This window comes from Streptomyces wedmorensis, assembly GCF_000716445.1.
In the GTDB taxonomy this organism is placed as follows: domain Bacteria; phylum Actinomycetota; class Actinomycetes; order Streptomycetales; family Streptomycetaceae; genus Streptomyces; species Streptomyces wedmorensis.
Genome location: NZ_JNWK01000048.1, coordinates 1 through 26,683 on the forward strand (window position 1 = coordinate 1; position 26,683 = coordinate 26,683).

A 26,683-nucleotide genomic window follows, 5' to 3' on the forward strand; every position below is an offset into this window, starting at 1 on the left:
ACCCCCGGCTCGCCGCCCCGCCGGCCCCGCCCGCTCCCCCTGCCGCCGCCCCCGTCTCCACCGGCAAGATCAACCTCGACAAGGGCCGGGTCAGCCTCCAGAAGAACCAGACGGTGTCCCTGGTCAAGGGCGGCCGTCCGCTGCTCTCCCAGGTCAAGATGGGTCTCGGCTGGGAGCCCGCCTACCGGGGCAAGGACATCGACCTGGACGCCTCCGTCATCGCGTACGGCCCGCAGCGCAACCACCTGGACAGCTGCTACTTCGGCAAGCTGTCCATCCTGAACGGCTCGGTCAAGCACTCCGGCGACAACCTCACCGGCGAGGGCGCCGGCGACGACGAGGTGATCGTCGTCGACCTCGGCCGGCTGCCGGCCGACGCCACCGGCCTGGTCTTCACGGTCAACTCGTTCTCCGGCCAGAAGTTCACCGAGGTCGCCAAGGCCTACTGCCGGCTGATCGACGCGGCGACGGGCGAGGAGCTGGTCCGCTTCGACCTCACCACCGCCGAGCCGCAGACCGGCGTGATGATGGCCAAGCTGATCAAGCAGTTCTCCGGCGAGTGGGAGATGACGGCGATGGGCGAGTTCGTGAAGTCCCGGACCGTCCGGGGCATGGTGAAGCCGGCCGCCCAGGCACTCTGAGCGACCGGCCCCGCCGCGCGTCTACGAGAACAGCGCGCTGTAGGCGTTGAGGGCGGGCTGGCCGCCGAGGTGGGCGTAGAGCACGGTCGAGTCCCGGCCGATCTCTCCCCGGTCCACCAGGTCGACCAGGCCCGCCATCGACTTCCCCTCGTAGACGGGGTCCGTGACCATGCCCTCGGTGCGGGCGGCGAGCCGCATCGCGTCGAGGGTGGCCTCGTCCGGGATGCCGTACACGCCTCCGTGGTAGCGCTCGTCCAGTTCGACGTCGGCCGCCGTCACCTCGCGTTCGACACCGATGAGGGCGGCCGTGTTCCGGGCGATCCGGGTGATCTGCTCGTGGGTGGGGACGGGCTTCGCCGAGGCGTCGACGCCGATGATCCGGCGGGCCGGTCCGCCCTCCTCGGCGAGCGCGGCGAAGCCCGCGACCATGCCGGCCTGGGTGGAGCCGGTGACCGAGCACACCACCACCGTGTCGAAGAAGACGCCGAGCGCGCTCTCCTGTTCGGCCACCTCGTACGCCCAGTTCGCGAAGCCGAGACCGCCGAGCGGGTGGTCGGACGCGCCCGCCGGGATCGCGTACGGCTTGCCGCCGCCCTCCTCGACCTCCCGCAGCGCCTGCTCCCAGCTCTCCTTGAACCCGATGCCGAAGCCGGCCTTCACCAGGCGCACGTCGGCGCCGGTGAGGCGGCTGATGAGGATGTTGCCGACCTTGTCGTAGACCGCGTCGGGCCAGTCGACCCAGCTCTCCTGGACGAGGACGCACTTCAGGCCCGCGCGTGCGGCGACGGCGGCGACCTGACGGGTGTGGTTGGACTGGACGCCGCCGATCGAGACGAGGGTGTCGCAACCCTGCGCGAGGGCGTCGGCGACCAGGTACTCCAGCTTGCGGGTCTTGTTCCCGCCGTACGCCACGCCCGAGTTGCAGTCCTCGCGCTTGGCCCACAGCGTGGCCCCGCCGAGATGGTGCGTGAGCCGTTCGAGGGGGTGGACCGGGGAGGGCCCGAAGAGGAGCGGATAGCGGTCGAAGTCGGTGATCGGCAAAGCGGCTCCCGGTGGGTGACGGCGGCTGGTCGACGGTCCTGGACGCGCTACGGCGGGCGCTACGACGCCGGGCGCTGCTCGGGGGCCCGATCGGCACGGCGCCACGGTGGCGGGCCCTTCACGGGCGGCCCGCCTGATCGGCAAGACACCCCCTAGGGCGCCGGGGGCCGTGTGGGGGCCGGGATGCCGGTGACCTCGGCGACCTCGATGGCGTCGTCCGCGAGCTGTTCGAGGGCCGCCCAGATCTCGGTGGTGACCCGGACCGCCTCCTCCGCGTCCCCGGCCGCGCACGCGTCGATGAGCCGGGCGTGCAGTTCGGCCGATCCGCAGCTTCCGGCGTCGCCGAAGAGCCGCCGCTCGACGCGGCGGATGAGGGGGGTGTACCGGGCGATCGTGGCGGCGGCCGCGTGGTTGCCGCTGGCGACGACGAGGACCTCGTGGAGCTCGTCGTCGGCGTCGAGGGCGGCCTCCACGTCGGAGGCGCGGACGGCGGCGGCGAAGCGCTCGTTGGCCTCGCGCATGGCCCGGATGCCCTCGGGGCCCAGGAGGGGCACTCCGGTCCTGGCGGCGAGCTCGTGCATCACCCGGACCACCGAGGCGGCGTCCCGGACGACCCGGCTGACCGGCCGGGTGACCCGGGTGTAGCTCTGCGGCTTGGACTCGACGAGTCCCTCGTCGCCGAGCCGGACCAGGGCCTCGCGCACGGGTGCGCGCGAGAGCCCGAGCCGGTCGGCGAGATCGGCGTCCTTGAGCTGGGCGCCGGGCGCGAGGTCGCCGCGCACGATGGCCTCGCGCAGCGCCTCGTACGCCCGGTCACGCAGCAGGGTCCGGCCCACGGGTTGCAGAGCGTCCATGGACTGACATGTTAGATGTCAGTCCATGGACCTGAACAGGGATCAGTTTCGGCCTCAGCGACGGGGCTGGCGGCGCCACGGGCCGGTGATCGCCACCATGATGCCCGGATCCTGGATGTTGGCGAACAGCGTGTCGCCGTCGGGCGAGAAGGTCACCCCGGTGAACTCGCTGTCGTTGAGGTCGTTCCGGGCGATCGGGTACGTGCGGCCGGAGTCGGTGGCGCCGAAGAGGTGCTGGACCCCCTCGCCGTCCTCGGCGATGACGAGCCCGCCGTACGGCGAGACGGTGATGTTGTCGGGGCCGTCGTAGGCGCCGTCCTCGGCGGGCGTCGCGTTGACCCCGAGCAGCACCTTGAGGGTGAGGGTGCGGCGCTTCGGGTCGTAGAACCAGACCTGGCCGTCGTGCGCGGCGCCCGGGCTCTCCTCGCGCGCGTAGGAGGAGACGACGTAGGTGCCGCCGTCGGCCCACCACATGCCCTCCAGCTTGCGGGCGCGGGTGACCTGGCCGTCGGCGAACTGCTTGCGGACGGCGGTGGTGCGGCCGTCGCGGTCGGGGACGTCGACCCAGTCCACGCCGTAGACCGTGCCGATCCGGGTGGCGCGGGAGAGGTCGTCCACGAACCGGCCCGTGGAGTCGGTGCACTTGAAGGCCTGGAGCACACCGGCGTCGTCGGCGAGGGTACGGAGCTTGCCCCGGCCGTGCTCGAAGCCCGCCGGCGGCGTCCAGCGGAAGAGCAGCCCGTTGGGGTTGGAGGCGTCCTCGGTGAGGTAGGCGTGGCCGCGCTTGGGGTCGACGACGACGGCCTCGTGGTCGTAGCGGCCGAAGGCCTTGACCGGCTTCGGGTCGCGGTTGGCGCGGCGGTCGCGCGGGTCGACCTCGAAGACGTAGCCGTGGTCCTTGGTCATGCCGTTGACGCCGGCGCGGTCGGAGTTCTCCTCGCCGGTCAGCCAGGTGCCCCAGGCGGTGCGGCCGCCCGCGCAGTTGGTGGAGGTGCCGGCGATGCCGACCCACTCGGCGACGGTGCCGTCGCGGTGCACCTCGACGACCGTGCAGCCGCCGGCCGCGGCCGGGTCGTAGACGAGGCCCTCGGTGAGCGGCACGGGGTGCGCCCACTTGGCGCGGGGGCCCTTGAGCTCGTGGTTGTTGACCAGGTACGTGGTGCCGCGCGGGCCGGCGAAGGCGGCCGTGCCGTCGTGGTTGGACGGCGTGAACTCGCCGCTCTCCAGACGGGTCACACCGCTGTGCGTGATGACGCGGTACGAGAACCCGGCGGGCAGCGCGAGTATCCCCTCGGGGTCGGCTTCGAGCGGCCCGTACCCGAGCGCGTGCCCGTGGCCGTGGCCGTGGCCGTGCCCGGCCCCGTACGCCTCCGGCTCGTCGGACGCGAGCGCCTCGGGCGCGGTGGCGAGAGCACCGACGGCACCGGTGAGGGCGAGGCCCGCGCCGGCGGCGGCGGACTGCTTGGTGAACTCTCTGCGGTTGAGGGGCATGGTGTGGCTTTCTCCCTGTGGTGGCCGGATCTCGCGGGCCACCCTGCCGCGCGCCCGCGAACACCGCCTGAACACCACGGGAACACCGGTGGGCGCCACCGCCCCACTCCCACCGCTCCCACCGACACCGGCCGGGCCGACCGCCGGCCCCTCCGCCGGGACACCCCGGCCGGCGTCGACGGCGGGTCAGGAGCCCGATCGCGACCGGGTCTTGAAGGCGGCCTTGCGGGCGTCCTTGGCGGCGGCCTTGTCGCGGTGGAGGCGGCCCATCGCCTCCAGGACCTCCGCGGTGGCCGGGTGCTCCACTCGCCAGGCGGTCTCGAAGAAGCCGCTGTGGCGTCCGGTCAGGCCCTCGATCAGCTCCTGGAGCTCCTCGAGGTCGCCGTCCGCGCCGAGCTGGGCGGCGATCGTGTCGATGGCCAGCCAGAAGATCATCGCCTCCGAGGGCGCGGGCACGTCGGAAGCGCCCCGCTCGGCGAGCCAGACCCGTGCCAGGCCGCCGAGTTCGGGGTCGTCGAGCACCTCCCGTACCGCGGGCTCCGCCTCGGTGCCGACCAGGGACAGCGTCTGCTGGCAGTGCAGCCGGCGCAGCGGCGAGGCCGCGTCCGCGCCGCGGGCGGCGGCGAGGAGCTCGCGGGCGGCGGTGACCGCGTCGCGGCCGGTGAGCCAGGCGGCGGTCTCCTCGCGGGCCGCGGCCTCCGGGTAGCCGGCGATCCCGTCCAGGAGCGCGTCGGCGCCCTTCTCGGCCAGGTCGCCGACGGCGGGCGCGTCCACACCGGCCTCCAGCATGCGGGCCCGGACGCCGTACAGCCCGAGGGGGGTGAGGCGGACCATGCCGTACCGGGAGACGTCCTCGTCGTCGACCGGCGGCGCGGGCTCCTCGCCCTCCTCGGCCATCAGGGCCTCGTCGACGGGCTGGTACTCCACGAGCCCGATCGGTTCGAGGAGCCGGAACTGCTCGTCGAGCCGCATCATCGCGTCGGAGACCTGCTCCAGGACGTCGTCGGTCGGCTCGCCCATGTCGGCGGGGACGACCATCGACGCGGCGAGCGCGGGCAGCGGCACCGGGCCTTCGCCCGCGCCGCCCTCGCTGGCGGTCAGCAGGTAGAGGTTGCCGAGGACGCCCTCGAGGAAGTCGGCCTCCACCTCGGGGTCCCAGTCCAGCGCCTCGAAGTCGATCTCGCCGTCGTCGCCGACGATCGCGTCCAGGTCGTCGAGGACGGGGGCGACGGCGTCGGCGAAGACCGCGTCGAAGCCGTCCAGCCAGAGCGCGAGGACGTCCTGGGGCGAGCCGCCCGTGACGAGCGCCAGGTTCTCGCCGGCCGCGGCCCGCCCGGGGGTCACGCCCTCCTCGGTCTCCTCGCCGTCCTCGACGTCCACGAGGCCGGTGTCGACCGCGAGCCGCCAGGCGTCGGCGGCCAGGATCTCGGCGTCCTCCTCGTCGGCGAGACCCAGGACCTCGACGGCCTCGGCGAGTTGCTCGTCGACGAGCTCGCCGCCCGCGTCGACCCGGGTGTCGGGCCCGGCCCAGCGGGCGAGCCGTACCGCCTGGACGAGGAGGGGGGCGGCCAGGGCGTCCCGCGCCAGCTCCGCGTCCGCACGGAGCCGAACGGGGGGAAGGGTGGGGTGGTCCGCTGACATCTGGGGGGTCTCCTCGACGCGTGCGTGGGTGTGGGCGAAAGGGCTCAAAGAGCGGTCTCAGCGTAGACGCATCCGGGGGTCCGTCCGCCGGTTCACGGATCCGTCAGCCTTCGTACACCCGTCGACTCTTGACAAGTCCACCGCTCTCGAAAGACATTGACGCGCGTAGATCCATCTGCCGATCGTCCAAACACCCTCGGAGTGCTCTGATGTCTTCCTCCATACCGAGATCCGCCGCGGTCTCCGCCGTCGTCGCCGCCGCCCTCGCCGCCGGTCTGCTCGCGAGCTCGTCGAGCGCCGCCGCCGAGGACGCCGCTGCCGGTGTCCGCATCCACGACATCCAGGGCACGACCCGCGTCTCCCCGCTCGTCGGCAAGCAGGTCACGGGCGTCACGGGCATCGTCACCGGCGTCCGCACCTACGGCTCGCGCGGCTTCTGGATCCAGGACCCCGAGGCCGACGCGGACCCGGCCACCAGCGAGGGCGTCTTCGTCTTCACCAGCTCCGTCCCGACCGTCGCCGTCGGCGACGCGGTCAGCCTGAACGGCACCGTCACGGAGTACGTCCCCGGTGGCCTGAACTCCGGGAACCAGTCGCTCACCCAGATCTCCAAGCCGGTCGTCACGGTCCTCTCCAAGGGGAACGCCGTCCCGGCCCCCGTCACGATCTCGGCCTGGTCGGTGCCGGACGAGTACACCCCCGAGGGCGACCCGGCCGCGGGCGGCTCGATCAACGGCCTGACCCTGGACCCCGAGACGTACGCCCTGGACTACTACGAGTCCCTCGAGGGCACCAACGTCCGGATCGACTCCTCGCGGGTGGTCGGCGCCACCGACGCGTACGCGGAGCTCTGGGTGACGGTGAAGCCCTGCGAGAACGACAACGAGCGCGGCGGCACGGTCTACGGCTCGTACGAGTCCCAGAACACCGGCCGGCTCCAGATCCAGTCGCTGACCCCGCTCGCCCAGCAGCCGTTCCCCAAGGCGAACGTCGGCGACCGGCTGACCGGCACGACCGAGGGCCCGCTCGACTTCAACCAGTTCGGCGGCTACACGCTGACGGCCCGCACCCTGGGCACGGTCGTCGACGAGGGCCTGGAGCGCGAGACCACGGACAAGCAGCACAAGAACGAGCTGGCCGTGGCGACGTACAACGTCGAGAACCTCGACCCGACCGACCCGCAGGAGAAGTTCGACGCGCTCGCGAAGGCGGTCGTCCACAACCTCGCCTCGCCCGACATCGTCGCCCTGGAGGAGATCCAGGACAACAACGGCGCCAAGAACGACGGCACGGTCGCCGCCGACCTGACGGTGAAGAAGTTCACCGACGCGATCGTGGCCGCCGGCGGCCCGGCGTACGAGTGGCGCTCGGTCGACCCGCAGAACGGCAAGGACGGCGGTGAGCCCGGCGGCAACATCCGTCAGGTCTTCCTCTTCAACCCGGAGCGGGTCTCCTTCACGGACCGCGCGGGCGGCGACGCGACCACCGCCACCGCCGTGACCGGCACCAAGGGCCGCGCGGCCCTGACCCTCTCCCCCGGCCGCATCGACCCGGCGAACGCCGCATGGGAGGCGAGCCGCAAGCCGCTCGCGGGCGAGTTCGTCTTCCGCGGCCGCACGGTCTTCGTGATCGCCAACCACTTCGGCTCGAAGGGCGGCGACGAGTCCATCGTCTCGCACCACCAGCCGCCGAACCGTTCCTCCGAGGCGAAGCGACTCCTCCAGGCGCAGGCCGTCAACGCCTTCGTGAAGGACATCGTCGCGGTCGAGAAGCAGGCCGACGTCCTCGTCGTCGGTGACATCAACGACTTCGAGTTCTCCGGCACGGCGCAGGCGCTGACCGACGGCGGCGCGCTGTACCCGGCCGTGAAGTCGCTGCCCCGCAGCGAGCGCTACTCGTACGTCTACCAGGGCAACAGCCAGGTCCTCGACCAGATCCTGACCAGCCCGGGCGTGCACCACTTCGAGTACGACAGCGTGCACATCAACGCGGAGTTCGCCGACCAGGACAGCGACCACGACCCGCAGATCCTGCGTTTCCGTCCCTGACGGACCGACCGGTCACACGCCCGCGCTGAGACTCAGCGCGGGCGTGTACCGGCGCATCCGGCCTCCCGTGAGCCCCGGGTGGTGGTGCACCCGCTTCCAGGCCCCGCTCTGCCGGGCGTCGTCCGCCAGCCACTCCTCATGGGCCTGCTCGCTCTCCCACTCGGCGTAGTTCAGGACCCGGCCGCCGTCGACCGACAGATGGAACTGTCCGCTGATCCCGCCGGACACCCGCCCCGCCGCCGCGTCCTCGTCCAGTGCGGTGAACACGCCGTCCACCCAGTCCTCCCTGCGTCCCGTCGTGGGCCCGTCGAAGTCGGCCTCGACGATCACGACGACCCCGGGCAGCTCCCCCGTGCCCGTCCCGCCGCGGACGGCGGAGCGGTGTATCGGCGCGTAGCGGCGGAGCTCGACCCGCTCGATGCCGGGTACGGCGGCGTCGATCTCGGCGTTCCGGTCGTCGCGGTGGGTGCGGACGAAGTCGTCGTAAGCCTGCTGCTCGGTCCACTGCGAGTAGTGCAGCAGCGTGTCCCCGTCGGTCCCGATGGCGATGCTGTACGACAGCAGGCCGAGGTCCGGCCACGCGCGGCTCTCCCAGGCGGCCCTGACGGCCTCGACGGCGGCGCGCTGGCGCTCGGGGGTGCCGACCCGCCAGGTGCTGACGAGGACGGCGCCGACTCCGGGGCGGTGGAGGTCGGGACGGGCATCGGGGCGTGCGACGGCGTTCATGGAGTGGTCTCCTCCTGCTCGGTGCGGATGACTCGACCCTCCCCCCTCAACCATGCTTGAGGTCAAGGGAATCCACCGTGCGAGACTCGGCACCATGATCCTCCGCCCCGCCACCCGCGCCGAACTCCCCGCCGTCCTCGCCCTGCTCGCCGACGAGGAGAAGGTGGTGGACCCCGGCTCGATCGTCGTCACGCCCGCGTATGAACGGGCCTTCGCGGACATCGAGGGCGACCCGCGCAACGAGGTGCTGGTCCTCGTGGACGGCGACCTCGTCGTGGGCTGCCTCCAGGCCACGTACATCCCCGGCCTCGGCAAGGGCGGCGCCGAGCGGGCCCTGATCGAGGCGGTCCGGGTCAGGGCCGACCGGCGCGGCGGCGGTCTCGGCCGGGAGCTGATGGAGCGGGCCTCGGCGCGCGCGAAGGAGCGCGGCTGCGCGCTCGTCCAGCTGACCAGCGACAAGCAGCGGACGGACGCCCACCGCTTCTACGCCTCACTGGGCTTCGCGCGCAGCCACGACGGCTTCAAGCTGAAGCTCTGACGGGCGGGCCCCAGGCCCCGTCCGGAAGTCCCGCCCGGCTCTCCCTTTCCGGACGGGACCCGGCCCTGATCCGCCGGGCAGCTCGGCGGCGAGCCGCTCCCCCGCCTCGACCGAGCGCGCGGAGTTGACGACGACCCGGTATCCGGCGTCGGCGAGACGGCGGGCGACGGCGGCCCCGATCCCCGAGGACGAGCCGGTGACCAGGGCGACGCGCTGGTCGGTCGTGTGCTGTGACGTCATGTGGTGCGTTCTCCATGTCCCCCTGTCGCGCCCGCCGATCATGCCGGACCCTTGCCACCCTTCAGCAGTTCTTATTCCTCGAACCAAGAAGATCTAAGTGGACCTACATGGTCCGGTGCGCTCAGACTTTCCGGATGACGACTGCACGCCCTTTCGGCCGCGCCCTCTGCGCGATGATCACCCCGTTCACCCCCTCCGGCGCGCTCGACCTCGACGGAGCGGGCGAGCTGGCCGCGCGGCTCGTCACGGAGGGCTGCGACGGCCTGGTCCTCAGCGGGACCACCGGCGAGTCGCCGACCACCACGGACGCCGAGAAGGCCGCGCTCGTGCGGGCCGTCCGGGAGGCGGTCGGCCCCGGCCCGTCGCTCGTCGCGGGCGTCGGCACCGCCGACACCCGGCACACCGCCGAGCTGGCCCGGCAGGCCGGGCGGGCCGGGGCCGACGGACTGCTCGTCGTCACCCCGTACTACAGCCGCCCGCCCCAGGCGGCGGTCGAGGCGCACTTCCTGAAGGTCGCGGACGCGACGGACCTGCCCGTGATGGTCTACGACATCCCCGGCCGCACCGGCACCCGCGTCGAGCCCGCGACGATGCTGCGGCTCGCCGCGCACCCGCGGATCGTCGCGGTGAAGGACTGCGCGTACGACCTGCTCGGGTCGGCCCGGGTGATCGCGGAGAGCGGGCTGGCGTACTACTCCGGCAGCGAGGAGCTGAACCTGCCGCTGTACGCGGTCGGCGGCGCGGGCTACGTCAGCACGGTGGCGAACGTGGCGCCCCGTCAGCTGCGCGCCGTCCTCGACGCCTTCGACGCCGGGGACACCGCCGGGGCGGCCCGGCTCAACGCCCGGCTCCTGCCGCTCACCGAACTGATGATGGCCTCGGGACTGCCCGGCACGGTCACCGCCAAGGCACTGCTCGGCGGCCCGGTCCGGGACCCGCTGCAGCCCGCCGACCGGGAGGCGGTCGACGGGCTGCGGGCGGCGTACGAGTCGCTGCTTCAGGCGGAGTCGGCGGTGTAGGTCCTGCCGAGGACGGCGGCGTGCTCCAGGACGTCCTCCAGGGGGTCGTCGATCTGCCCGGTGTGGAGCGAGAGGCTGGGGCCGTTCGTCACGGTGGGCCCGTTGTGCGTGTGCGTCTCGTCCGCCAGGGCCGCACCGGCCGGCAGCAGGACCGCCGCCATCGTGAGCACCCCGACGACCGTGGGTTTCGTCCTCATGTCGACTCCTCGCCTTGTCCACCCGATGGAACCATGCGTTCCACTCTGTTAACGCAGAGTCATCGCAACGGTTCCCGTGGGGGTGGCACGTGGCGGCGGGCACGCGGCTCGCCGCCCTGCGCGGAAAGCGGCTGACCGCCCTCCCGGCCGTGTGAGGGCGGGGGGCGGTCAGTCGTGCGCGTCCTGCCGGTGGCTCAGTTGTGGCTGTGCAGGATGTCGTTCAGTCCGCCCCAGACCGCGTTGTTCGGGCGGGCCTCGACGGCACCGGTGACCGAGTTGCGGCGGAAGAGGATGTTGGAGGCGCCGGAGAGCTCGCGGGCCTTCACGATCTGACCGTCGGGCATGGTGACCCGGGTGCCGGCGGTGACATACAGGCCGGCCTCGACGACGCACTCGTCGCCGAGCGCGATGCCGACGCCCGCCTCGGCGCCGATCAGGCAGCGCTCGCCGATCGAGATGACGACGTTGCCGCCGCCCGAGAGGGTGCCCATGGTGGAGGCGCCGCCGCCGATGTCGGAGCCGTTGCCCACGACGACACCGGCGGAGATCCGGCCCTCGACCATGGAGGTGCCGAGGGTGCCGGCGTTGAAGTTGACGAAGCCCTCGTGCATGACGGTGGTGCCGGCGGCGAGGTGGGCGCCGAGGCGGACGCGGTCGGCGTCGGCGATGCGGACGCCGGCGGGCACGACGTAGTCGGTCATGCGGGGGAACTTGTCGATCGAGGTCACCTGGAGGTGCAGGCCCTCGGCGCGGGCGTTGAGGCGCACCCTCTCGATGTCGTCGACGGCGACCGGGCCGAGCGAGGTCCAGGCGACGTTGGCGAGCAGGCCGAAGACGCCGTCCAGGCTCTGGCCGTGCGGCTTGACCAGCCGGTGGCTGAGCAGGTGCAGACGCAGGTAGGCGTCGTGGGCGTCGAGCGGCTTGTCGTCGAGCGAGGCGATCACGGTACGGACGGCGACCACCTCGACGCCCCGGCGGGCGTCCACGCCGAGGGCCTTGGCGGCGCCCTCGCCGAGGGCGTTCGCGGCCTCGTCGGGGGTGAGCCGCTCGGTGCCGGCGGGGCCGGGAGCGTCGGTCAGCTCGGGTGCGGGGAACCAGGTGTCGAGAACGGTGCCGTCGCCGGAGACGGTGGCGAGGCCGGCGGCGACGGCGCCGGTGGTGCGAGGAGCAGTGGTCATGACGGAAAACCTAACCGGCGGGCCCCCGCGCGGGCCAACCGGTCTCAGGTGTCGGTCGAGCGTATGGGCGGTTCCGACGAGCCGGCGGGGGACCGTTTCGGCACTTCCTTCAGGCCTCCGTGCGGAGGATCCGCGCCAGCACGAGGCGTGCGTACTCCTCGTCGTAGCCGCCGTCGGTGAGCAGCACCTGGAGGCAGATGCCGTCCATGACGGCGACCAGGGCGCGGGCGGTGACGGGGTCGGTGCGGTGGGCCAGGGCGGCGACGACGGACTCGCCCCACTCGGCGGCGACCGGGCGCAGGGCGGGGCGGCGCAGGGCGGCGAGGTAGAGCTCGTACTCCAGCTCCACGCGGGCGCGTTCGCCGCCGAGCCACTCCGCCAGGAGCCGGGCGAGCGCGGCGGCGAGGTCCACGTCCGGGTCGGTGAGGGCGGGGTGCTCGCGGAGCAGCCGTCCGAAGCCCTCGTTGGCCTTGCGCAGCGCCGCGACGAGGAGTTCGTCGAGGGAGGCGAAGTGGTAGGTGGTGGAGCCGAGGGGCACATCGGCCTCGGCGGCCACCGTGCGGTGGCTCAGGCCGCCGATCCCGGAGCGGCCGGCCACGGTGAGGGCGGCGTCGACGATCCGCTCGCGGCGCTCGGGGTCGTACCGCCGCGCCCGTGCCATCAGTGCGCCCCGCCGAGGTTGAGGACGGCGACGCCGGCGATGATGAGGACGATTCCGGCGATCTTGGCGGCGTTGAGGCTCTCGCCGAGGAAGAGGAAGCCGATGACGGCGACGGCCGCGGTGCCGACGCCGGACCAGATGGCGTAGGCGGTGCCGACCTGGAGGGTCTTGAGCGCCTGGGCGAGGAGCGCGAAGGCGACGAGGTAGCCGACGCCGGTGACGAGCGACGGCCAGAGCCTGGTGAAGCCCTCGCTGTACTTCATCGAGGTGGTGGCCAGTATCTCCGCCACGATGGCGCCCGCAAGGAGTCCGTATCCCACGCGTACGAGCGTACACAACGTTGCGTACGGACGTACGCAACGGGCACCGATACGGTGTCCCGCATGACGTATCCCCCTGGTCCGCCCTACGGCTACGGCTACCCGCCGCCGCCCCCGCCGCCGAAGCCCGGCGTGATACCCCTGGCACCGCTCTCCTTCGGCACGATCCTGGGCGGTGCCTTCACGACCTTCGGCCGCTACTGGAAGCAACTGCTCGGGGTGACCGGCGCCGTCTACGGTGGTGCGCTGGTGGTCGTCGGCGCGGCGATCGGCATCGCGTACGCCGCCGTCGGCGACGTCCTCCCCGCCGTCTTCGACCTGCCGGCCGGCCAGGAGCCGCAGTGGGACGACGTCCGTCCGCTGCTCGTCGCCTTCGGCTGCGTCTGGCTCGCCGCGATGCTCGCCATGGTCTGCGCCAACGCCGTGGTGGCGGCGGCCTGCCCGGCCGTGATCCAGCAGGCGGTCCTCGGCCGGCCCACCACCTTCGGCGCGATCTGGCGCCTCTCCTGGGCCCGCATGCCCGCCGTCCTCGGCACGGTGCTCCTGACCAGCCTGCTCCTGTTCGTCCCGATGGTCCTCGCCGTCGTGGCCTTCGTCGGGACGGTCGTGGCGCTGCTGCTGGCCGCGGACGACGCCACGGGCACCCCGATGGCCGGCCTCCTGCTCGTCCCCCTGGTCGCGATCGGCGTGGCCCTGCTCCTCTTCCCGTTCGCGCTGTGGATCTGGGTGAAGTTCAGCCTGGCCCCGGCGGCGGCGGTGATGGAGGGGCAGGGCGCGATCGCCTCGATGCGCCGCTCCTCGCACCTGGTCCGCGACTCCTGGTGGCGGATCTTCGGCTGCCTGCTCGCCATCGGCGCGATGGCCGCGGTGGCGAGCTGGCTGATCCAGCAGATGCTCTCCCTGCTGGTCACAGCCCCGCTCGCGGCCATCGACTTCTCCGCCGACGACGCCGGCGCGGCCATCGCGTCCTTCGCCGTCTTCTTCCTCTTCCTCGCCATCGGCCAGCTCGTCAGCCAGGGAATCGTCTCCCTCTTCCCTCTGCTCGTCGCCGGCCTGCTCTACGTCGACCAGCGGATCCGCAAGGAGAACCTGGCACCGGAACTCGCCCGCGCGGCCGGGCTCTACTAGGAACGGCCCGCGGACACGCGAAACGGCCGTGCCCCGAAGGGCACGGCCGTTCACCCGCGAACGGGTCAGACGTTGAAGCCGAGCGCGCGAAGCTGCTCGCGGCCGTCGTCCGTGATCTTGTCCGGACCCCACGGGGGCATCCAGACCCAGTTGATCTTCAGCTCGTTGACGATGCCGTCCGTCGCGGACTTGGCCTGGTCCTCGATCACATCGGTCAGCGGGCAGGCCGCCGACGTCAGGGTCATGTCCAGCGTCGCGACGTTCGAGTCGTCGATGTGGATGCCGTAGATCAGGCCCAGGTTGACGACGTCGATGCCCAGCTCGGGGTCGACGACGTCGTACAGCGCCTCACGGACTTCTTCCTCGGAGGCCGGCTTCATCGTGGCCTCGGCGTTCTCGGTCATGCCGACTTCCTCTCCGCGTCGCCCAGCGCCTGGGCCGTCGCGTCCTTCCACGCCATCCAGCTGAGCAGCGCGCACTTCACACGGGCCGGGTACTTGGAGACTCCGGCGAACGCGACCGCGTCCTCCAGGATCTCCTCCATCGCGTCGTCCGGCTCGATCTGGCCCTTGGACTGCATCAGCTCCAGGAACGTGCCCTGGATCTTCTGCGCCTCGGCCAGCTCCTTGCCGACGAGCAGCTCGTTGAGGACGGACGCCGAGGCCTGGCTGATCGAGCAGCCCTGGCCCTCGTACGACACGTCCTCGATGCGCGAGCCGTCGTACTTCACGCGGAGCGTGATCTCGTCGCCGCACGTCGGATTGACGTGGTGCACCTCGGCGTCGCCGTCCCGAAGACCGCGCCCGTGCGGGTGCTTGTAGTGGTCCAGGATGACGTCCTGGTACATCGAATCGAGCTTCACGAGCCGTCCCCTAGCCGAAGAAGTTCCGTACGTGCTCCAGACCCTCGACCAGGGCGTCGACCTCGGCCGGGGTGGAGTACAGATAGAACGACGCCCGCGTGGTCGCAGGAATTCCGTACCGCAGGCAGACCGGCCGCGCGCAGTGGTGACCGACCCGGACCGCGATGCCCTGCTCGTCGAGGACCTGGCCCACGTCGTGCGGGTGGATGTCGCCCAGCGTGAAGGAGATCGCCGCGCCGCGGTCCTCGGCCGTGGTGGGGCCGATGATCCGCAGGTCCGGGACCTCCTGGAGGCGCCGGACGGCGTACTCGGTGATCGCGTGCTCGTGGCGCGCGATGTTCTCCATGCCGATCGCCGACAGGTAGTCCACGGCCGCGCCGAGGCCGACGGCCTGGGCGATCGGGGGCGTACCCGCCTCGAACTTGTGCGGTGCCGGCGCGTACGTCGAGGAGTGCATCGAGACGGTCTCGATCATCTCGCCGCCGCCGAGGAAGGGCGGGAGGTCCTCCAGGAGCTCCTGCCGTCCCCACAGCACGCCGATGCCGGTCGGGCCGCACATCTTGTGGCCGGTGAAGGCCACGAAGTCGGCCTGGAGCGCCTGCACGTCCAGGACCATGTGCGGGGCCGCCTGGGAGGCGTCGATGCAGACGAGCGCGCCGACCTCCTGGGCGCGGCGGATGATGGTCTCCACCGGGTTGATCGTGCCCAGCAGGTTCGAGACCAGCGTGAACGAGACGATCTTGGTCTTCTCGGTGATGACCTCTTCGATGTTCGAGAGGTCGAGACGGCCGTCGTCGGTGAGGCCGAACCACTTCAGCTTCGCGCCCGTGCGCTGCGAGAGCAGCTGCCACGGCACGATGTTGGAGTGGTGCTCCATCTCCGTGATGGCGATCTCGGTCTCGTGGTCCACGCGGTAGGGCTCGTCGGCCCAGCCCAGCATGTTGGCCACGAGGTTGAGCGACTCCGAGGCGTTCTTGGTGAAGATCACCTCGTCGCGGCTCGGCGCGTTGATGAACGCCGCGACCTTGTCACGGGCGCCTTCGTACAGCGCCGTCGCCTCCTCGGCGACCGTGTAGACGCCGCGGTGGACGTTGGCGTTGTGACGCTCGTAGTACGTGTTGAGCGCGTCGAGGACCTGCCGCGGCTTCTGCGAGGTCGCCGCGGAGTCGAGGTACACGATCTTCTTGCCGTCGTGGACCACGCGATCCAGGAGCGGGAAGTCCTTGCGGATCGCCTCGGTGTCGAGGAGGCCGGAGAGCCCCAGATGGGCAGAAGTCACGCGGACGCGCCACCCTTCACGTACTTGTCGTAGCCCTCGTTCTCCAGCTGGTCGGCGAGCTCGGCGCCGCCGGACTCGGCGATGCGGCCGTTCGCGAAGACGTGCACGAAGTCGGGCTTGATGTAGCGCAGGATGCGCGTGTAGTGGGTGATCAGCAGGGTGCCGACCTCGCCGGTCTCGCGGACGCGGTTGACGCCCTCGGAGACGATGCGGAGCGCGTCGACGTCCAGGCCGGAGTCGGTCTCGTCGAGGATCGCGATCCTCGGCTTGAGGAGCTCCAGCTGGAGGATCTCGTGGCGCTTCTTCTCACCGCCGGAGAAGCCCTCGTTGACGTTGCGCTCGGCGAAGGCCGGGTCCATCTGGAGCTGCTCCATGGCGGACTTGACCTCCTTCACCCAGGTGCGCAGCTTGGGGGCCTCGCCGCGGACGGCGGTGGCGGAGGTGCGCAGGAAGTTGGAGACCGAGACGCCGGGGACCTCGACCGGGTACTGCATGGCGAGGAAGACGCCGGCGCGGGCGCGCTCGTCGACCGACATCTCCAGGACGTCCTCACCGTCGAGGGTGACGGTGCCGCCGGTGACCGTGTACTTCGGGTGGCCGGCGAGGGAGTACGCCAGGGTCGACTTGCCGGAGCCGTTGGGGCCCATGACGGCGTGGGTCTCGCCCTGCTTGATGGTCAGGTCGACGCCCTTGAGGATCTCGCGGGGGCCGTTCTCCGCCTCGACGGAGACGTGCAGGTCGTGGATTTCAAGCGTAGCCATGGGTGACTCAGGACTCCTGGGTGACGGAGACGAGCACATCGTCCCCTTCGATCTGTACGGGGTATACGGGGACGGGGCGCGTCGCGGGAAGGCCGGAGGGCTTGCCCGTGCGCAGGTCGAAGCTGGAGCCGTGCAGCCAGCACTCGATGGCGCAGTCCTCGACCTCGCCCTCCGAGAGGGAGACGTTCGCGTGCGAGCAGATGTCGTTGATCGCGAACACTTCGCCCTCGGTGTGCACGAGGGAGATCGGCGTGCCGTCGACCTCGACCCGCTTGGGGGTGTCGGCCTCGAGCTCGCTCAGCGCGCAGACTCGTACGAAGGCCATCAGACGGAGGCCTCCAGCTCGGCCTCGATCTTGGCGATCAGGCGCTCCTGGACGTCCGGCAGACCGATCTGCTGGACCAGCTCGGCGAAGAAGCCGCGGACGACGAGGCGGCGGGCCTCGGCCTCCGGGATGCCGCGGGCCATCAGGTAGAAGAGCTGCTCGTCGTCGAAGCGGCCGGTGGCCGAGGCGTGACCGGCGCCGGCGATCTCGCCGGTCTCGATCTCCAGGTTCGGCACGGAGTCGACCCGGGCGCCGTCCGTGAGGACCAGGTTCCGGTTGAGCTCGTACGTGTCGGTGCCCTCGGCGGCGGCCTGGATGAGCACGTCGCCGATCCACACGGCGTGCGCGTCCTGGCCCTGCAGCGCGCCCTTGTAGGCCACGTTGGACTTGCAGTGCGGGGTGTTGTGGTCGACCAGGAGGCGGTGCTCCTGGTGCTGCCCCGCGTCGGTGAAGTAGAGGCCGAAGAGCTCGGCCTCGCCGCCCGGAGCCGCGTAGGAGACGCGCGGGTGGATGCGGACGACGTCGCCGCCGAAGGTGACGACGACCGACTTGAAGGAGGCGTCGCGGCCGACCAGCGCGTTGTGCTGGGCGACGTGGACCGCGTTCTCGTCCCAGTCCTGGACGGAGACGACGGTCAGCTTGGCGCCGTCGCCGAGGACGTAGTCCACGTTGGCGGCGAGCACGGCGTCACCGGTGTGGTCGATGACCACGACGGCCTCGGCGAAGGCGCCGAGCTCGATCACCTGGTGGCCGAAGGCGACCCCGCCGACGCCGTGCACCGAGATGCGGATCGGCTCGGTGAGGACGGCCTCCTTGGCGACGGTGACGACCGAGGCCTTCTCGAAGGACGTGTACGCCTGGGCGGCGACGCGGTCGACGGGCGTGCCGGCCTTGCCGAGCCGCTGGTCGTCGCGGCCGACGGTCTCCACGGTGACGCCCTCGGGGGCCTCGATCTCGACCTTGACGCCCTCGCCGGAGGCGATCGCCGTGCCGTCGTGGAGGCCGCGCAGACGCGCCAGCGGCGTGAACCGCCACTCCTCTTCACGGCCGTGCGGGACGGGGAAGTCCGCGACGTCGAAGGACGGGGGCGCGCTCATGCGCGTGGCGACGGTGGACTCTGCGGCCACCGCGATCGAGCCCGCGGTGGTGGAACCCGCCGGGATGTTCTGAGCCTCAGCCATGGCTGTCGTGTTGCTCTCTTCCTGCGTACGTGTGAGTCGGTCGCTGCGGGTGCGGTGGCTCTTAGCCGACCGCGCCTTCCATCTGCAGCTCGATCAGCCGGTTGAGCTCCAGGGCGTACTCCATCGGCAGCTCCTTGGCGATGGGCTCGACGAAGCCTCGAACGATCATCGCCATCGCCTCGAACTCGGTGAGGCCGCGGCTCATGAGGTAGAAGAGCTGGTCCTCGGAGACCTTGGAGACGGTGGCCTCGTGGCCCATGGAGACGTCGTCCTCGCGCACGTCCACGTAGGGGTACGTGTCGGAGCGGGAGATCGTGTCGACGAGCAGCGCGTCGCAGAGCACGTTCGACTTGGAGCCGGGGGCGCCCTCGCCGATCTCGATGAGACCGCGGTAGGAGGTGCGGCCGCCGCCTCGCGCCACCGACTTGGAGACGATGTTGGAGGAGGTGTTCGGGGCCATGTGGACCATCTTGGCGCCGGCGTCCTGGTGCTGGCCCTCGCCCGCGAAGGCGATGGACAGGGTCTCGCCCTTGGCGTGCTCGCCCATGAGGTAGACGGCCGGGTACTTCATGGTGACCTTGGAGCCGATGTTGCCGTCGACCCACTCCATGGTGGCGCCCTCGTAGGCGACGGCGCGCTTGGTCACCAGGTTGTAGACGTTGTTCGACCAGTTCTGGATGGTCGTGTAGCGGCAGCGGCCGCCCTTCTTGACGATGATCTCGACGACCGCGGAGTGCAGCGAGTCCGAGGAGTAGATCGGGGCGGTGCAGCCCTCGACGTAGTGGACGTAGGCGTCCTCGTCGACGATGATCAGCGTCCGCTCGAACTGGCCCATGTTCTCCGTGTTGATGCGGAAGTAGGCCTGGAGCGGGATCTCGACGTGCACGCCCTTCGGCACGTAGATGAAGGAGCCGCCGGACCACACGGCCGTGTTCAGCGAGGCGAACTTGTTGTCGCCGACCGGGATGACGGTGCCGAAGTACTCGCGGAAGAGCTCCTCGTGCTCCTTCAGCGCGGTGTCGGTGTCGACGAAGATGACGCCCTGCTCCTCCAGGTCCTCGCGGATCTGGTGGTAGACGACCTCGGACTCGTACTGGGCGGCGACACCGGCGACGAGGCGCTGCTTCTCCGCCTCGGGGATGCCGAGCTTGTCGTACGTGTTCTTGATGTCCTCCGGCAGGTCCTCCCAGGACTCGGCCTGCTTCTCGGTGGACCGCACGAAGTACTTGATGTTGTCGAAGTCGATGCCGGAGAGGTCGGAGCCCCAGGTCGGCATGGGCTTCTTGTCGAAGAGCCGCAGACCCTTGAGACGCAGCTTCAGCATCCACTCGGGCTCGTTCTTCTTCGAGGAGATGTCGCGGACGACGTCCTCGTTCAGACCGCGCTTGGCGGTGGCACCGGCGGCGTCGGAGTCGGCCCAGCCGTACTCGTACCGACCCAGGCCCTCGAGCTCGGGGTGGCTGATCTCGGTGGTCATGCGGGGTTCCTCCCGGCCGTACTGACAGATGCTGATGAACTGGTCTGTGGGGCGCCGTGCGGGATGAACGTGGTGCAGACGCCGTCACCATGCGCGATGGTGGCCAGACGCTGGACGTGCGTTCCCAGGAGGCGGGAGAAGAACTCCGTCTCCGCCTCGCACAGCTGTGGATACTGCTCGGCGACGTGGGCGACCGGGCAGTGGTGCTGGCAGAGCTGCTCGCCGACCGGCGCGTTCCGCGCAGTGGCAGCGTACCCGTCCGCCGTCAGGACCTTGGCCAGCGCCTCGGTCCGCTGCGCCGGCTCGGCCGACTCGACGGCCTCGCGGTACGCGCCCGCCTGGGCCTCGATCCGGTCGCGGGCGAAGGCGGCGACGGCCGCCTCTCCGCCGGCGTTCCGCTCGATCCAGCGGAGCGCCTCGACGGCGAGGGAGTCGTACGACTGGTCGAAGGCGTCCCGGCCGCCGTCGGTCAGCGCGAAGACCTTCGCCGGGCGGCCGCGGGCGCGGGTGCCGTAGACGCGCTTCTCGCGCGCCTCGACGACCTTCTCCGCGACCAGCGAGTCGAGGTGGCGGCGGACGGCGGCCTGCGTGAGGCGGAGCCGTTCGGCCAGGTCGGCGACGGTCGACGGCCCGTGGTCCAGGATCGACCGCGCGACCCGGTTGCGCGTCGAACGCTCACGGGTCGCGAGTTCCTCCACCGGAGCCGCGCCAACGTTTTTCACAACGCCATTGTTGCGTAATTAATCGGCGAGTGACAAGCGCCGCAGGATTCGGCGGCGGTGCCGTACATCACTCAGGTAAGGCTTACCTGACCTGCGGAAACGATCATTCGTGGGATGAATCACGGCCGCCCCGACCAGCGGTTTCCCAGCCGTCCGCCGGCTCGGCCGGCAGGGCCACCGTCCGGCCCGCCTCGCTCATCAGACGGCGGAAGGAGGCCGCGTCGCGGACCGCCTCGACGCCCGGATCGTTGTTGAAGTAGACGTACGCGTCGGCCCCCTCCGGCCAGCTCCCGGCGATCCGCCCGGCCCACCCCTCCAGCGCCCGGCGGCCGTACGCGGGCCAGGGCCGGGCCCGGCCCTCGTGCAGCCGCAGATAGCCCCAGTCCGCCGTCCGCCACAGCGGCGTCACCGGCCTCGACCGCCGGTCCGCCCAGCAGAGCGCGGCACCCCTCTCCACCAGCACCGCCTCGGTCCGGTCCGTCCACCACGAGGCGTGCCGGGGCTCGACGGCGACCCGCACCCCCGCCGGGAAACAGGCGAGGACCGCGTCGAGCAGCCCCGGGTCGGCCCGCAGCGACGGCGGGAACTGGAGCAGGACCGGCCCGAGCCGGTCCCCGAGCGCCTCCGCCCGCCCCGTCAGCTGCGCCACCAGCTCCTCCGGCTCCCGCAGCCGCTCGACGTGCGTCAACCGGCGGTTCGCCTTGACCGCCATGACGAAGCCCTCGGGCGTCCGCTTCCGCCAGGTGGCGAAGGTGTCCCGCTCGGGCAGCCCGTAGAAGACGCTGTTGTTCTCCACGGTGGCGAACCGGCGCGTGTACTCCTCCAGCCAGAGCCGCTGCGGCACACCCTCGGGATAGAACGTCCCCCGCCAGTCCTTGTACTGCCACCCCGAAGTGCCCACGAAGACCGTCATACGGAGCCGCTGCCCCGTCCGCGGCCGCTCATCCGGCACCGCCCGGCCCCGCCCCGGGCCGGGGGCGCGGCCCGGGGCGTACCGGCGGGTCCTTAGACTTCCCGGCATGCACGGGAAGCCCGCACCGAGTGAATCCGCCGACACCGCCGTCCGCGTCCGCGGCCTGGTCAAGCGGTACGGCGCCAAGACCGCCGTCGACGGCCTCGACCTCGACGTGCGCACGGGCACCGTCACCGCCGTCCTCGGCCCCAACGGGGCCGGCAAGACCACCACCGTCGAGACCTGTGAGGGATACCGCAGGCCCGACGGCGGCACCGTCCGCGTCCTCGGCCTCGACCCGGTCGCCGACGCGGCCGCCCTGCGCCCCAGGATCGGCGTGATGCTCCAGTCGGGCGGCGTCTACTCAGGCGCCCGCGCCGACGAGATGCTCCGCCACATGGCGAAGCTCCACGCCCACCCCCTGGACGTCGACGCCCTGATCGAGCGCCTCGGCCTCGGCTCCTGCGGCCGTACGACCTACCGGCGCCTCTCCGGCGGCCAGCAGCAGCGCCTCGCGCTCGCCATGGCCGTCGTCGGCCGCCCCGAGCTGGTCTTCCTCGACGAACCGACCGCCGGGCTCGATCCGCAGGCCCGGCGCGCCACCTGGGAGCTGGTCCGCGAGCTGCGCGCCGACGGCGTGACCGTGGTCCTCACCACCCACTTCATGCAGGAGGCCGAGGAACTCGCCGACGACGTCGCCATCGTCGACGCCGGCCGGGTCGCGGCCCAGGGCAGCCCCGAGCAGCTGTGCCGCGGCGGCGCCGAGAACACCCTGCGCTTCACCGGCCGCCCCGGGCTCGACCTCGGCTCGCTCCTCAAGGCCCTGCCGGACGGCACCGCAGCCGCGGAGCCCCTCCCCGGCACCTACCGGATCACCGGCGACGTCGACCCCCAGCTGCTCGCCACGGTCACCAGCTGGTGCGCCCAGCACGGCGTCATGCCCGGCGGCATCTCCGTCGAGCGCCACACCCTCGAGGACGTCTTCCTCGAACTGACTGGCAAGGAGCTGCGGTCGTGAGCACCGGTACCTACTCCCCCAAGCCGGGGGCCGCCCCCGTCGGGCGGATGATCGCCGCGCAGACCTCCCTGGAGACCAGGATGCTGCTGCGCAACGGCGAGCAGCTGCTGCTGACCGTGATCATCCCCTCGCTGCTCCTGGTGCTCTTCTCGACCGTCGACATCGTCGACACCGGCTCCGACGAGGCCGTCGACTTCCTCGCCCCCGGCGTCCTCGCGCTCGCGGTGCTGTCGACCGCGTTCACCGGCCAGGCGATCGCCACCGGCTTCGAGCGGCGGTACGGGGTGCTCAAGCGGCTCGGCGCCTCACCGCTCCCCCGCTGGGCGCTGATGACCGCCAAGACGCTCGCCGTCCTCGTCACCGAGGTGCTCCAGGTCGCGCTCCTCACCGCGATCGCCCTGGCGCTGGGCTGGTCGCCGCACGGGAACCCCCTGTCGGTCCTGCTGCTCCTGCTCCTGGGCACGGCTGCCTTCTCGGGCCTCGGCCTGCTGATGGCGGGCACGCTCAAGGCGGAGGCGACGCTGGCCGCCGCCAACCTGGTCTTCCTGCTGCTCCTGGTGGGCGGCGGGGTCATCGTGCCGCTGGACAGGTTCGGCGCCGCGGGCGACGTGCTCGCGCTGCTCCCGATCTCCGCGCTCTCGGACGGTCTGCGCGACGTCCTCCAGCACGGGGCCTCGATGCCGTGGGGCGACGCGCTGATCCTGGCCGTCTGGGGGGTCCTGGGCCTCGGCGCGGCGGCGAGGTTCTTCCGCTGGGAGTAACCGTAAGGTTCCGTTCCGCCATATACGCCCCCCTCGTGAAAGCGCGCACAAGCGCCGCCCTACGATAGGGCCCGTGCTGACCCCCCTCGCCTACATCGCCCAGCGCTGGACGCCGTCCCCCCGGACGCTCCGGCGCGCCGCGCTCTCCGCCGTCGTGATGAGCGTCTTCATCATCGTCACGGGTGGCGCGGTCCGGCTGACCGGTTCCGGTCTCGGCTGCGACACCTGGCCGAAGTGCACGGACGACAGCCTCATCGTGACGCCCGAGCAGGGCTACCGCGGCGTCATCGAGTTCGGCAACCGGATGCTGACGTACGTGCTGTCGGCGGCCGTCGGCTGGGCGATCGTCGCCGCCCGGTCCACCAAGCCGTGGCGCCGGAACCTGACCCGCTGGGCCTGGGCGCAGTTCTGGATCGTGATGAGCAACGCCGTGATCGGCGGCATCACCGTGTGGATGGGCCTCAACCCGTGGACGGTGGCCGGCCACTTCATCGCCGCGAACTCGCTGCTCACGGTCGCGGTGATCACCTGGCACCGGGCCGGCGAGGGCGACACCGCGCCCCGGCCGCGGGTGCCGCGCCCGGTCCGCAAGCTGTCCTGGGCGATCACGGTCACCTCGGGTCTGCTGATCGTGCTCGGTACGACGGTGACCGGCGCCGGCAAGCACGCCGGCGACAGCAGCGACGTGCCGCGCATGCCGTGGGACTGGACGGACGCCGCCCACGTCCACGCGATCGCCGCCTGGGTCGTCTGCGCCCTCGCGCTCGCCATGTGGCTGGTCCTGCGCGTGGTGGACGCCCCCGACGACACCAGGGCCCGCGCCCGCGACCTGCTGATCGTGCTGCTCGCGCAGGGCGGGATCGGCTACGTCCAGTACTTCACCGGCGTCCCCGAGCTCCTGGTCGCCGTCCACATGCTCGGCTCCTCGCTGATGTGGGTCGCGGTGCTGCGGCTGGCCCTGAGCCTGCGCGAGCGCCCGGTCCCGGCCCCGGAGATCCCCGCGCAGGCCGACTCCGCGCTCACGGCCGCCTGAGACCACGCCCGGGACCGCCCGGACCCCCGCCCGGCGGGCGGGGGTCCGGGCGGTCCGGCTATGCGGACACCGGCGCGCGCAGCAGCGCCTCGGGCAGGTAGCCGGAGCGGACGGCGGGCTCCCAGCCGTGCGCCAGACGGGCGAGGGAGGCCAGGGCGACGGTCACCACGGGCAGCAGGCTCCTCGGCTCCGGATCGGCGCCGACGTCCTCCCGGTGCGCGTCGAGCCGCGCCACGAGGGCCCGCTCGAAGGCCTCGCGGTCGTCGTCGAGCAGGACGCGCAGCAGCCGCTGGTCCGGGGTCAGCGCACCAGCCCCGTCGAGGCGGGCCGCGGCAGCGGCGAGTTCCTCGGCACCGGGGCGGCGCAGCGGGAGCTCGCCGGGGACGGCGCCGGGCACCGGGCCGTGCTCCACCGTCAGGTAGAGGCACAGGGCGTCCATCTCGGCGAGGTCCGCAGGCTCCGAGACGGAGTCGAAGCGCGAGTACGGGACCCCGGAGCGGATCGCAGGTGCGTAGTCCTCGTGGAGCAGCGGGCCGATCACCCGCCGGCGCTCCCGGACGAGGCCGCTGATCAGGCAGAGCGCGAACGCCTCCACCCAGGTCCGCGCGGTGGGCACCCGGTGTCCCCGGTCCCAGCTCTCGTCGAAGAGCTGGTCGTCGCTGCTCAGGGTCTCCCCCGTGAGGGGCAGCGGGACGTCCCAGTCACCCTCGGGGAAGCAGCCGATGCCCAGGATGCCGAGGGCGCACTCGGCGGCGGTGAGCAGCGCCTCGCGGGACGGCTCCGTGGCGAGCTCGGGGTCCTCCAGGGTGCGGGCCCCGACGTGGTCGAGGAGTTCGTCGCGGGTCTCCCCGAGGCCGGTCAGCGACATGCCGCTGCCGTACCGGAGGTCGTGCCAGCGGCCGAAGGTCCGCCCCCTGATGCCGTCGAGCGCCCGCTCGATCCTCGCCCCGTCGACCTCGTGCACGGTCGTCTCCTGCATGGCTGCCGCCTCCCCCATGATCGTTTCCATCTGCTCCGCACGTTACCGACGGGGACTGACAGCGGGTCCGAGCCGGTAGACGCGCCGGGCGTTGTCCCCCGCGATCATGGTCGCGACGCGCTGGGCGTCCGTACGGGACCAGGCGCCGTCGGCGACCCAGTCGCCGAGCACCCGGGAGAGCGCCGAGCGGAAGGTGCTCGCGGCGACCACGTGGAGCTCGGGCAGCGCGTGGGCGCCGCTGGAGAAGAGCAGCTTGCCGAAGGGCGCCCGTTCGAGGACTTCGGCGAGCGCGGCCGCCGCCCGGGCGCCGGTGTGGGCGAGGACGGGGCCGAGGTCCGCGTACACGTGCGCGTGGACGGCGGTCAGCCGCGCCGCCTCGCGGTGGTACGGGTACGCGTGCAGCAGCACGAGGTCGGCGCCGAGTCCCGCGGTGGCGGTGGCGAAGCCGGCGACGGCGGACGGGTCCCGGTCGCCGGTGTGCAGCTGGAGGGGGCGTCCTGCGGTGACGGCGACCCAGAGCAGGTGGCGCAGCAGGACGGGGTCGGTGAGGCGGTCGCCGGCGGCGCGACCGGCGAGCCAGCGGCCGGCGGCGCCGCGGACCTCGCCGGGTCCGGGGGGTTCGGGGGTGTGCGCGAGCCCCCGGCGTACGCCCGCCTCGGAGGCGAAGGCCACGGCTTCGGCGGCGGCGCCGTGGACGGCCTCGGCGAGGTCGGCGAGGAAGGCCTCGACGGTCCCCGAGGTGTCGGCGACCTGTTCGGCGAGGTGTTCGAGGCGGACGATCTCGTGGGCCTCGGCGGCGCCGGCGGCGGCGATCTCGGCGGGTCCCGTGAGGTCGCCGGGGAGCCCGGTGTCGACCAGGTAGGTGGAGATGCCGGAGGCGCGCAGGAGCCTGCGGCCCGCTTCGGCGACGCCGAGTTCACGGCGGCGGGCGAGGTAACGGGCGGGCGGGCAGTGCGGTTCGAGGCCGAGCAGCGGCGGGCACCAGCGGCGTACGGCGAACCCGGTCTGGGTGTCGAAGAACGTGGTGCCGGCGGCGGGCAGCGCGGCGGTCCCGCCGAGCTGGGCGCCGAGCCGGGCCTCGAAGGTGCCGAGGCCGAGCTCGGTGCGGAGCACTCCGTGGCAGTACTGGTCGACCAGGGTCGGCGTGTCGATCATCTCGGGGGGCTCCCTGTGTGGACGTGTCTCCACACGTCCTAACGGGTGAGCCCCGCGCGAGGTTGTTGCCTCAGCGGTCGGAGGGTCCGCCGATCTGGATGCCGGCCATCCGGGTCCACTCGTACGGGCCGGTGGTGACCTTGGCGGCGAACTCGCCGTCGAACTCCTCGTGGAGGGTCAGTCCGGCCTTCTCGGCCGCCTGTCGCGCGACCTCGTAGGTCGGCGCCACCAGGTCGCCCCAGCCGCCGTCGGTGCCGACGAGGACGATCCGGGTGCCGGCCTGGCCGATGTGCGCGAGGTGTCCCTCGGAGCCGCCGTGCGCCTTGGAGAAGGCCCGGATCTCCTTGGCGAGCCTGGCCGCCTTGCGCTCTGCCTGCTTCGTTTCTGCCATGACAGGGATGCTACCGAGGCGTAGATCGAGTGGCGACGGCCGGGTCACGTGGCCTATCCCACGT

29 protein-coding genes and 1 pseudogene are annotated in these 26,683 nt (G+C 72.0%); 8 read left to right on the plus strand and 22 right to left on the minus strand.

The genetic code is table 11. The annotated features are described in order from the left end of the window. On the plus strand, nt 1-641 hold a 641-nt coding region (locus OO54_RS30445), incomplete at its 5' end, for a TerD family protein (RefSeq protein ID WP_033208804.1). 21 nt (nt 642-662) lie between these two features. On the opposite strand, the gene OO54_RS30450 is transcribed toward OO54_RS30445, so the two are convergent. From OO54_RS30450 to OO54_RS30465, 4 genes are all read right to left on the minus strand, one after another. Continuing rightward, on the minus strand, nt 663-1,682 hold the full coding sequence (locus OO54_RS30450) for a 1-aminocyclopropane-1-carboxylate deaminase (protein WP_033208807.1): 1,020 nt from the start codon (nt 1,680-1,682) through the stop codon (nt 663-665). Nucleotides 1,683-1,834: 152 nt separating this feature from the next. Further along, the gene (locus OO54_RS30455) at nt 1,835-2,536 is read right to left on the minus strand and encodes a GntR family transcriptional regulator (protein WP_033208810.1); all 702 of its coding nucleotides are present in this window, start codon (nt 2,534-2,536) and stop codon (nt 1,835-1,837) included. 54 nt (nt 2,537-2,590) lie between these two features. Next, the gene (locus tag OO54_RS30460; protein WP_033208813.1) at nt 2,591-4,027 is read right to left on the minus strand and encodes an alkaline phosphatase PhoX; all 1,437 of its coding nucleotides are present in this window, start codon (nt 4,025-4,027) and stop codon (nt 2,591-2,593) included. A gap of 186 nt (nt 4,028-4,213) precedes the next feature. Beyond that, entirely contained in the window at nt 4,214-5,668 is a 1,455-nt protein-coding gene (locus OO54_RS30465; RefSeq protein ID WP_033208816.1) for a hypothetical protein, read from the minus strand. A gap of 209 nt (nt 5,669-5,877) precedes the next feature. On the opposite strand from OO54_RS30465, the gene OO54_RS30470 reads away from it, so the two are divergent. After that, the gene (locus tag OO54_RS30470) at nt 5,878-7,716 is read left to right on the plus strand and encodes an endonuclease/exonuclease/phosphatase family protein (protein WP_033208819.1); all 1,839 of its coding nucleotides are present in this window, start codon (nt 5,878-5,880) and stop codon (nt 7,714-7,716) included. A gap of 12 nt (nt 7,717-7,728) precedes the next feature. Here the strand turns inward: OO54_RS30470 and OO54_RS30475 are convergent, their stop codons facing one another. Beyond that, nucleotides 7,729-8,442: an antibiotic biosynthesis monooxygenase family protein gene (locus tag OO54_RS30475; protein WP_033208820.1), complete on the minus strand. Its 714-nt coding sequence runs from the start codon at nt 8,440-8,442 to the stop codon at nt 7,729-7,731. Nucleotides 8,443-8,536: 94 nt separating this feature from the next. Between OO54_RS30475 and OO54_RS30480 the strand changes: the two genes are divergently transcribed. Beyond that, entirely contained in the window at nt 8,537-8,980 is a 444-nt protein-coding gene (locus OO54_RS30480) for a GNAT family N-acetyltransferase (RefSeq protein ID WP_033208821.1), read from the plus strand. A gap of 72 nt (nt 8,981-9,052) precedes the next feature. Here OO54_RS30480 and OO54_RS44100 read toward each other — a convergent pair. Then, a pseudogene (locus OO54_RS44100) lies at nt 9,053-9,220 on the minus strand (SDR family NAD(P)-dependent oxidoreductase); the annotation flags it as partial. A gap of 134 nt (nt 9,221-9,354) precedes the next feature. Here OO54_RS44100 and dapA point away from each other — a divergent pair. Beyond that, nucleotides 9,355-10,239, plus strand: a complete 885-nt coding sequence (gene dapA / locus OO54_RS30485) for a 4-hydroxy-tetrahydrodipicolinate synthase (RefSeq protein WP_033208822.1) — start codon at nt 9,355-9,357, stop codon at nt 10,237-10,239. Here the strand turns inward: dapA and OO54_RS30490 are convergent. From OO54_RS30490 to OO54_RS30505, 4 genes are all read right to left on the minus strand, one after another. Further along, the gene (locus OO54_RS30490; RefSeq protein WP_033208823.1) at nt 10,218-10,436 is read right to left on the minus strand and encodes a hypothetical protein; all 219 of its coding nucleotides are present in this window, start codon (nt 10,434-10,436) and stop codon (nt 10,218-10,220) included. The two genes, dapA and OO54_RS30490, sit on opposite strands and share 22 nt — an antisense overlap. Nucleotides 10,437-10,630: 194 nt before the next feature. After that, nucleotides 10,631-11,614: a 2,3,4,5-tetrahydropyridine-2,6-dicarboxylate N-succinyltransferase gene (dapD, locus tag OO54_RS30495; RefSeq protein WP_033208825.1), complete on the minus strand. Its 984-nt coding sequence runs from the start codon at nt 11,612-11,614 to the stop codon at nt 10,631-10,633. Between the two features lie 109 nt (nt 11,615-11,723). Beyond that, on the minus strand, nt 11,724-12,275 hold the full coding sequence (locus OO54_RS30500; protein WP_017238617.1) for a TetR/AcrR family transcriptional regulator: 552 nt from the start codon (nt 12,273-12,275) through the stop codon (nt 11,724-11,726). Further along, nucleotides 12,275-12,595 (minus strand): DMT family transporter, encoded by a 321-nt coding sequence (locus OO54_RS30505; RefSeq protein WP_033208826.1) that lies wholly within the window; start codon nt 12,593-12,595, stop codon nt 12,275-12,277. The genes OO54_RS30500 and OO54_RS30505 overlap by 1 nt, the downstream gene beginning before the upstream one ends. Nucleotides 12,596-12,658: 63 nt before the next feature. On the opposite strand from OO54_RS30505, the gene OO54_RS30510 reads away from it, so the two are divergent. Continuing rightward, complete coding sequence (locus OO54_RS30510; protein WP_051787298.1) at nt 12,659-13,723, plus strand: DUF7847 domain-containing protein; 1,065 nt, start codon at nt 12,659-12,661, stop codon at nt 13,721-13,723. Nucleotides 13,724-13,788: 65 nt separating this feature from the next. Here the strand turns inward: OO54_RS30510 and OO54_RS30515 are convergent, their stop codons facing one another. The 9 genes from OO54_RS30515 to OO54_RS30555 all read right to left on the minus strand — a co-directional run bounded on the left by OO54_RS30515 (nt 13,789) and on the right by OO54_RS30555 (nt 21,243). Beyond that, the gene (locus tag OO54_RS30515) at nt 13,789-14,127 is read right to left on the minus strand and encodes a metal-sulfur cluster assembly factor (RefSeq protein WP_017238620.1); all 339 of its coding nucleotides are present in this window, start codon (nt 14,125-14,127) and stop codon (nt 13,789-13,791) included. Beyond that, nucleotides 14,124-14,585: a Fe-S cluster assembly sulfur transfer protein SufU gene (gene sufU, locus OO54_RS30520; RefSeq protein WP_017238621.1), complete on the minus strand. Its 462-nt coding sequence runs from the start codon at nt 14,583-14,585 to the stop codon at nt 14,124-14,126. The genes OO54_RS30515 and sufU overlap by 4 nt, the downstream gene beginning before the upstream one ends. Nucleotides 14,586-14,595: 10 nt before the next feature. Further along, complete coding sequence (locus OO54_RS30525; protein ID WP_017238622.1) at nt 14,596-15,864, minus strand: cysteine desulfurase; 1,269 nt, start codon at nt 15,862-15,864, stop codon at nt 14,596-14,598. Then, nucleotides 15,861-16,625, minus strand: coding sequence for a Fe-S cluster assembly ATPase SufC (gene sufC, locus OO54_RS30530; protein WP_033208829.1), 765 nt, complete (start codon nt 16,623-16,625; stop codon nt 15,861-15,863). The genes OO54_RS30525 and sufC overlap by 4 nt, the downstream gene beginning before the upstream one ends. Before the next feature lie 7 nt (nt 16,626-16,632). Beyond that, nucleotides 16,633-16,950, minus strand: coding sequence for a bifunctional 3-phenylpropionate/cinnamic acid dioxygenase ferredoxin subunit (locus tag OO54_RS30535; protein WP_017238624.1), 318 nt, complete (start codon nt 16,948-16,950; stop codon nt 16,633-16,635). Continuing rightward, nucleotides 16,950-18,131 (minus strand): Fe-S cluster assembly protein SufD, encoded by a 1,182-nt coding sequence (gene sufD, locus OO54_RS30540; RefSeq protein ID WP_033208830.1) that lies wholly within the window; start codon nt 18,129-18,131, stop codon nt 16,950-16,952. Before sufD ends, OO54_RS30535 begins: the two co-directional genes overlap by 1 nt. Nucleotides 18,132-18,192: 61 nt before the next feature. Then, nucleotides 18,193-19,608 (minus strand): Fe-S cluster assembly protein SufB, encoded by a 1,416-nt coding sequence (sufB, locus tag OO54_RS30545; RefSeq protein ID WP_033208832.1) that lies wholly within the window; start codon nt 19,606-19,608, stop codon nt 18,193-18,195. Beyond that, nucleotides 19,605-20,330, minus strand: a complete 726-nt coding sequence (locus OO54_RS30550; protein ID WP_033208834.1) for a helix-turn-helix transcriptional regulator — start codon at nt 20,328-20,330, stop codon at nt 19,605-19,607. The genes sufB and OO54_RS30550 overlap by 4 nt, the downstream gene beginning before the upstream one ends. Nucleotides 20,331-20,433: 103 nt before the next feature. Then, nucleotides 20,434-21,243, minus strand: coding sequence for a DUF72 domain-containing protein (locus OO54_RS30555; protein ID WP_033208836.1), 810 nt, complete (start codon nt 21,241-21,243; stop codon nt 20,434-20,436). A 106-nt stretch (nt 21,244-21,349) separates the two neighbouring features. Here OO54_RS30555 and OO54_RS30560 point away from each other — a divergent pair, with 106 nt between their 5' ends. The 3 genes from OO54_RS30560 (at nt 21,350) to OO54_RS30570 (ending at nt 24,094) form a co-directional block, all read left to right on the plus strand. Then, nucleotides 21,350-22,300, plus strand: a complete 951-nt coding sequence (locus tag OO54_RS30560; RefSeq protein WP_033208838.1) for an ABC transporter ATP-binding protein — start codon at nt 21,350-21,352, stop codon at nt 22,298-22,300. After that, entirely contained in the window at nt 22,297-23,061 is a 765-nt protein-coding gene (locus OO54_RS30565) for an ABC transporter permease (protein ID WP_033208840.1), read from the plus strand. The genes OO54_RS30560 and OO54_RS30565 overlap by 4 nt, the downstream gene beginning before the upstream one ends. 64 nt (nt 23,062-23,125) lie before the next feature. Then, nucleotides 23,126-24,094: a COX15/CtaA family protein gene (locus OO54_RS30570; RefSeq protein WP_033208843.1), complete on the plus strand. Its 969-nt coding sequence runs from the start codon at nt 23,126-23,128 to the stop codon at nt 24,092-24,094. A 58-nt stretch (nt 24,095-24,152) separates the two neighbouring features. Here OO54_RS30570 and OO54_RS30575 read toward each other — a convergent pair whose 3' ends face one another. From OO54_RS30575 to OO54_RS30585, 3 genes are all read right to left on the minus strand, one after another. Then, entirely contained in the window at nt 24,153-25,103 is a 951-nt protein-coding gene (locus OO54_RS30575) for an immunity 49 family protein (protein WP_234439427.1), read from the minus strand. Nucleotides 25,104-25,115: 12 nt separating this feature from the next. Further along, nucleotides 25,116-26,228 carry an amidohydrolase family protein gene (locus OO54_RS30580; RefSeq protein ID WP_033208844.1) on the minus strand — a complete coding sequence of 371 codons (1,113 nt, stop codon included), beginning with the start codon at nt 26,226-26,228 and terminating at the stop codon, nt 25,116-25,118. Nucleotides 26,229-26,298: 70 nt separating this feature from the next. Then, nucleotides 26,299-26,619: a hypothetical protein gene (locus OO54_RS30585; RefSeq protein WP_033208847.1), complete on the minus strand. Its 321-nt coding sequence runs from the start codon at nt 26,617-26,619 to the stop codon at nt 26,299-26,301. Nucleotides 26,620-26,683: the final 64 nt, after the last annotated feature.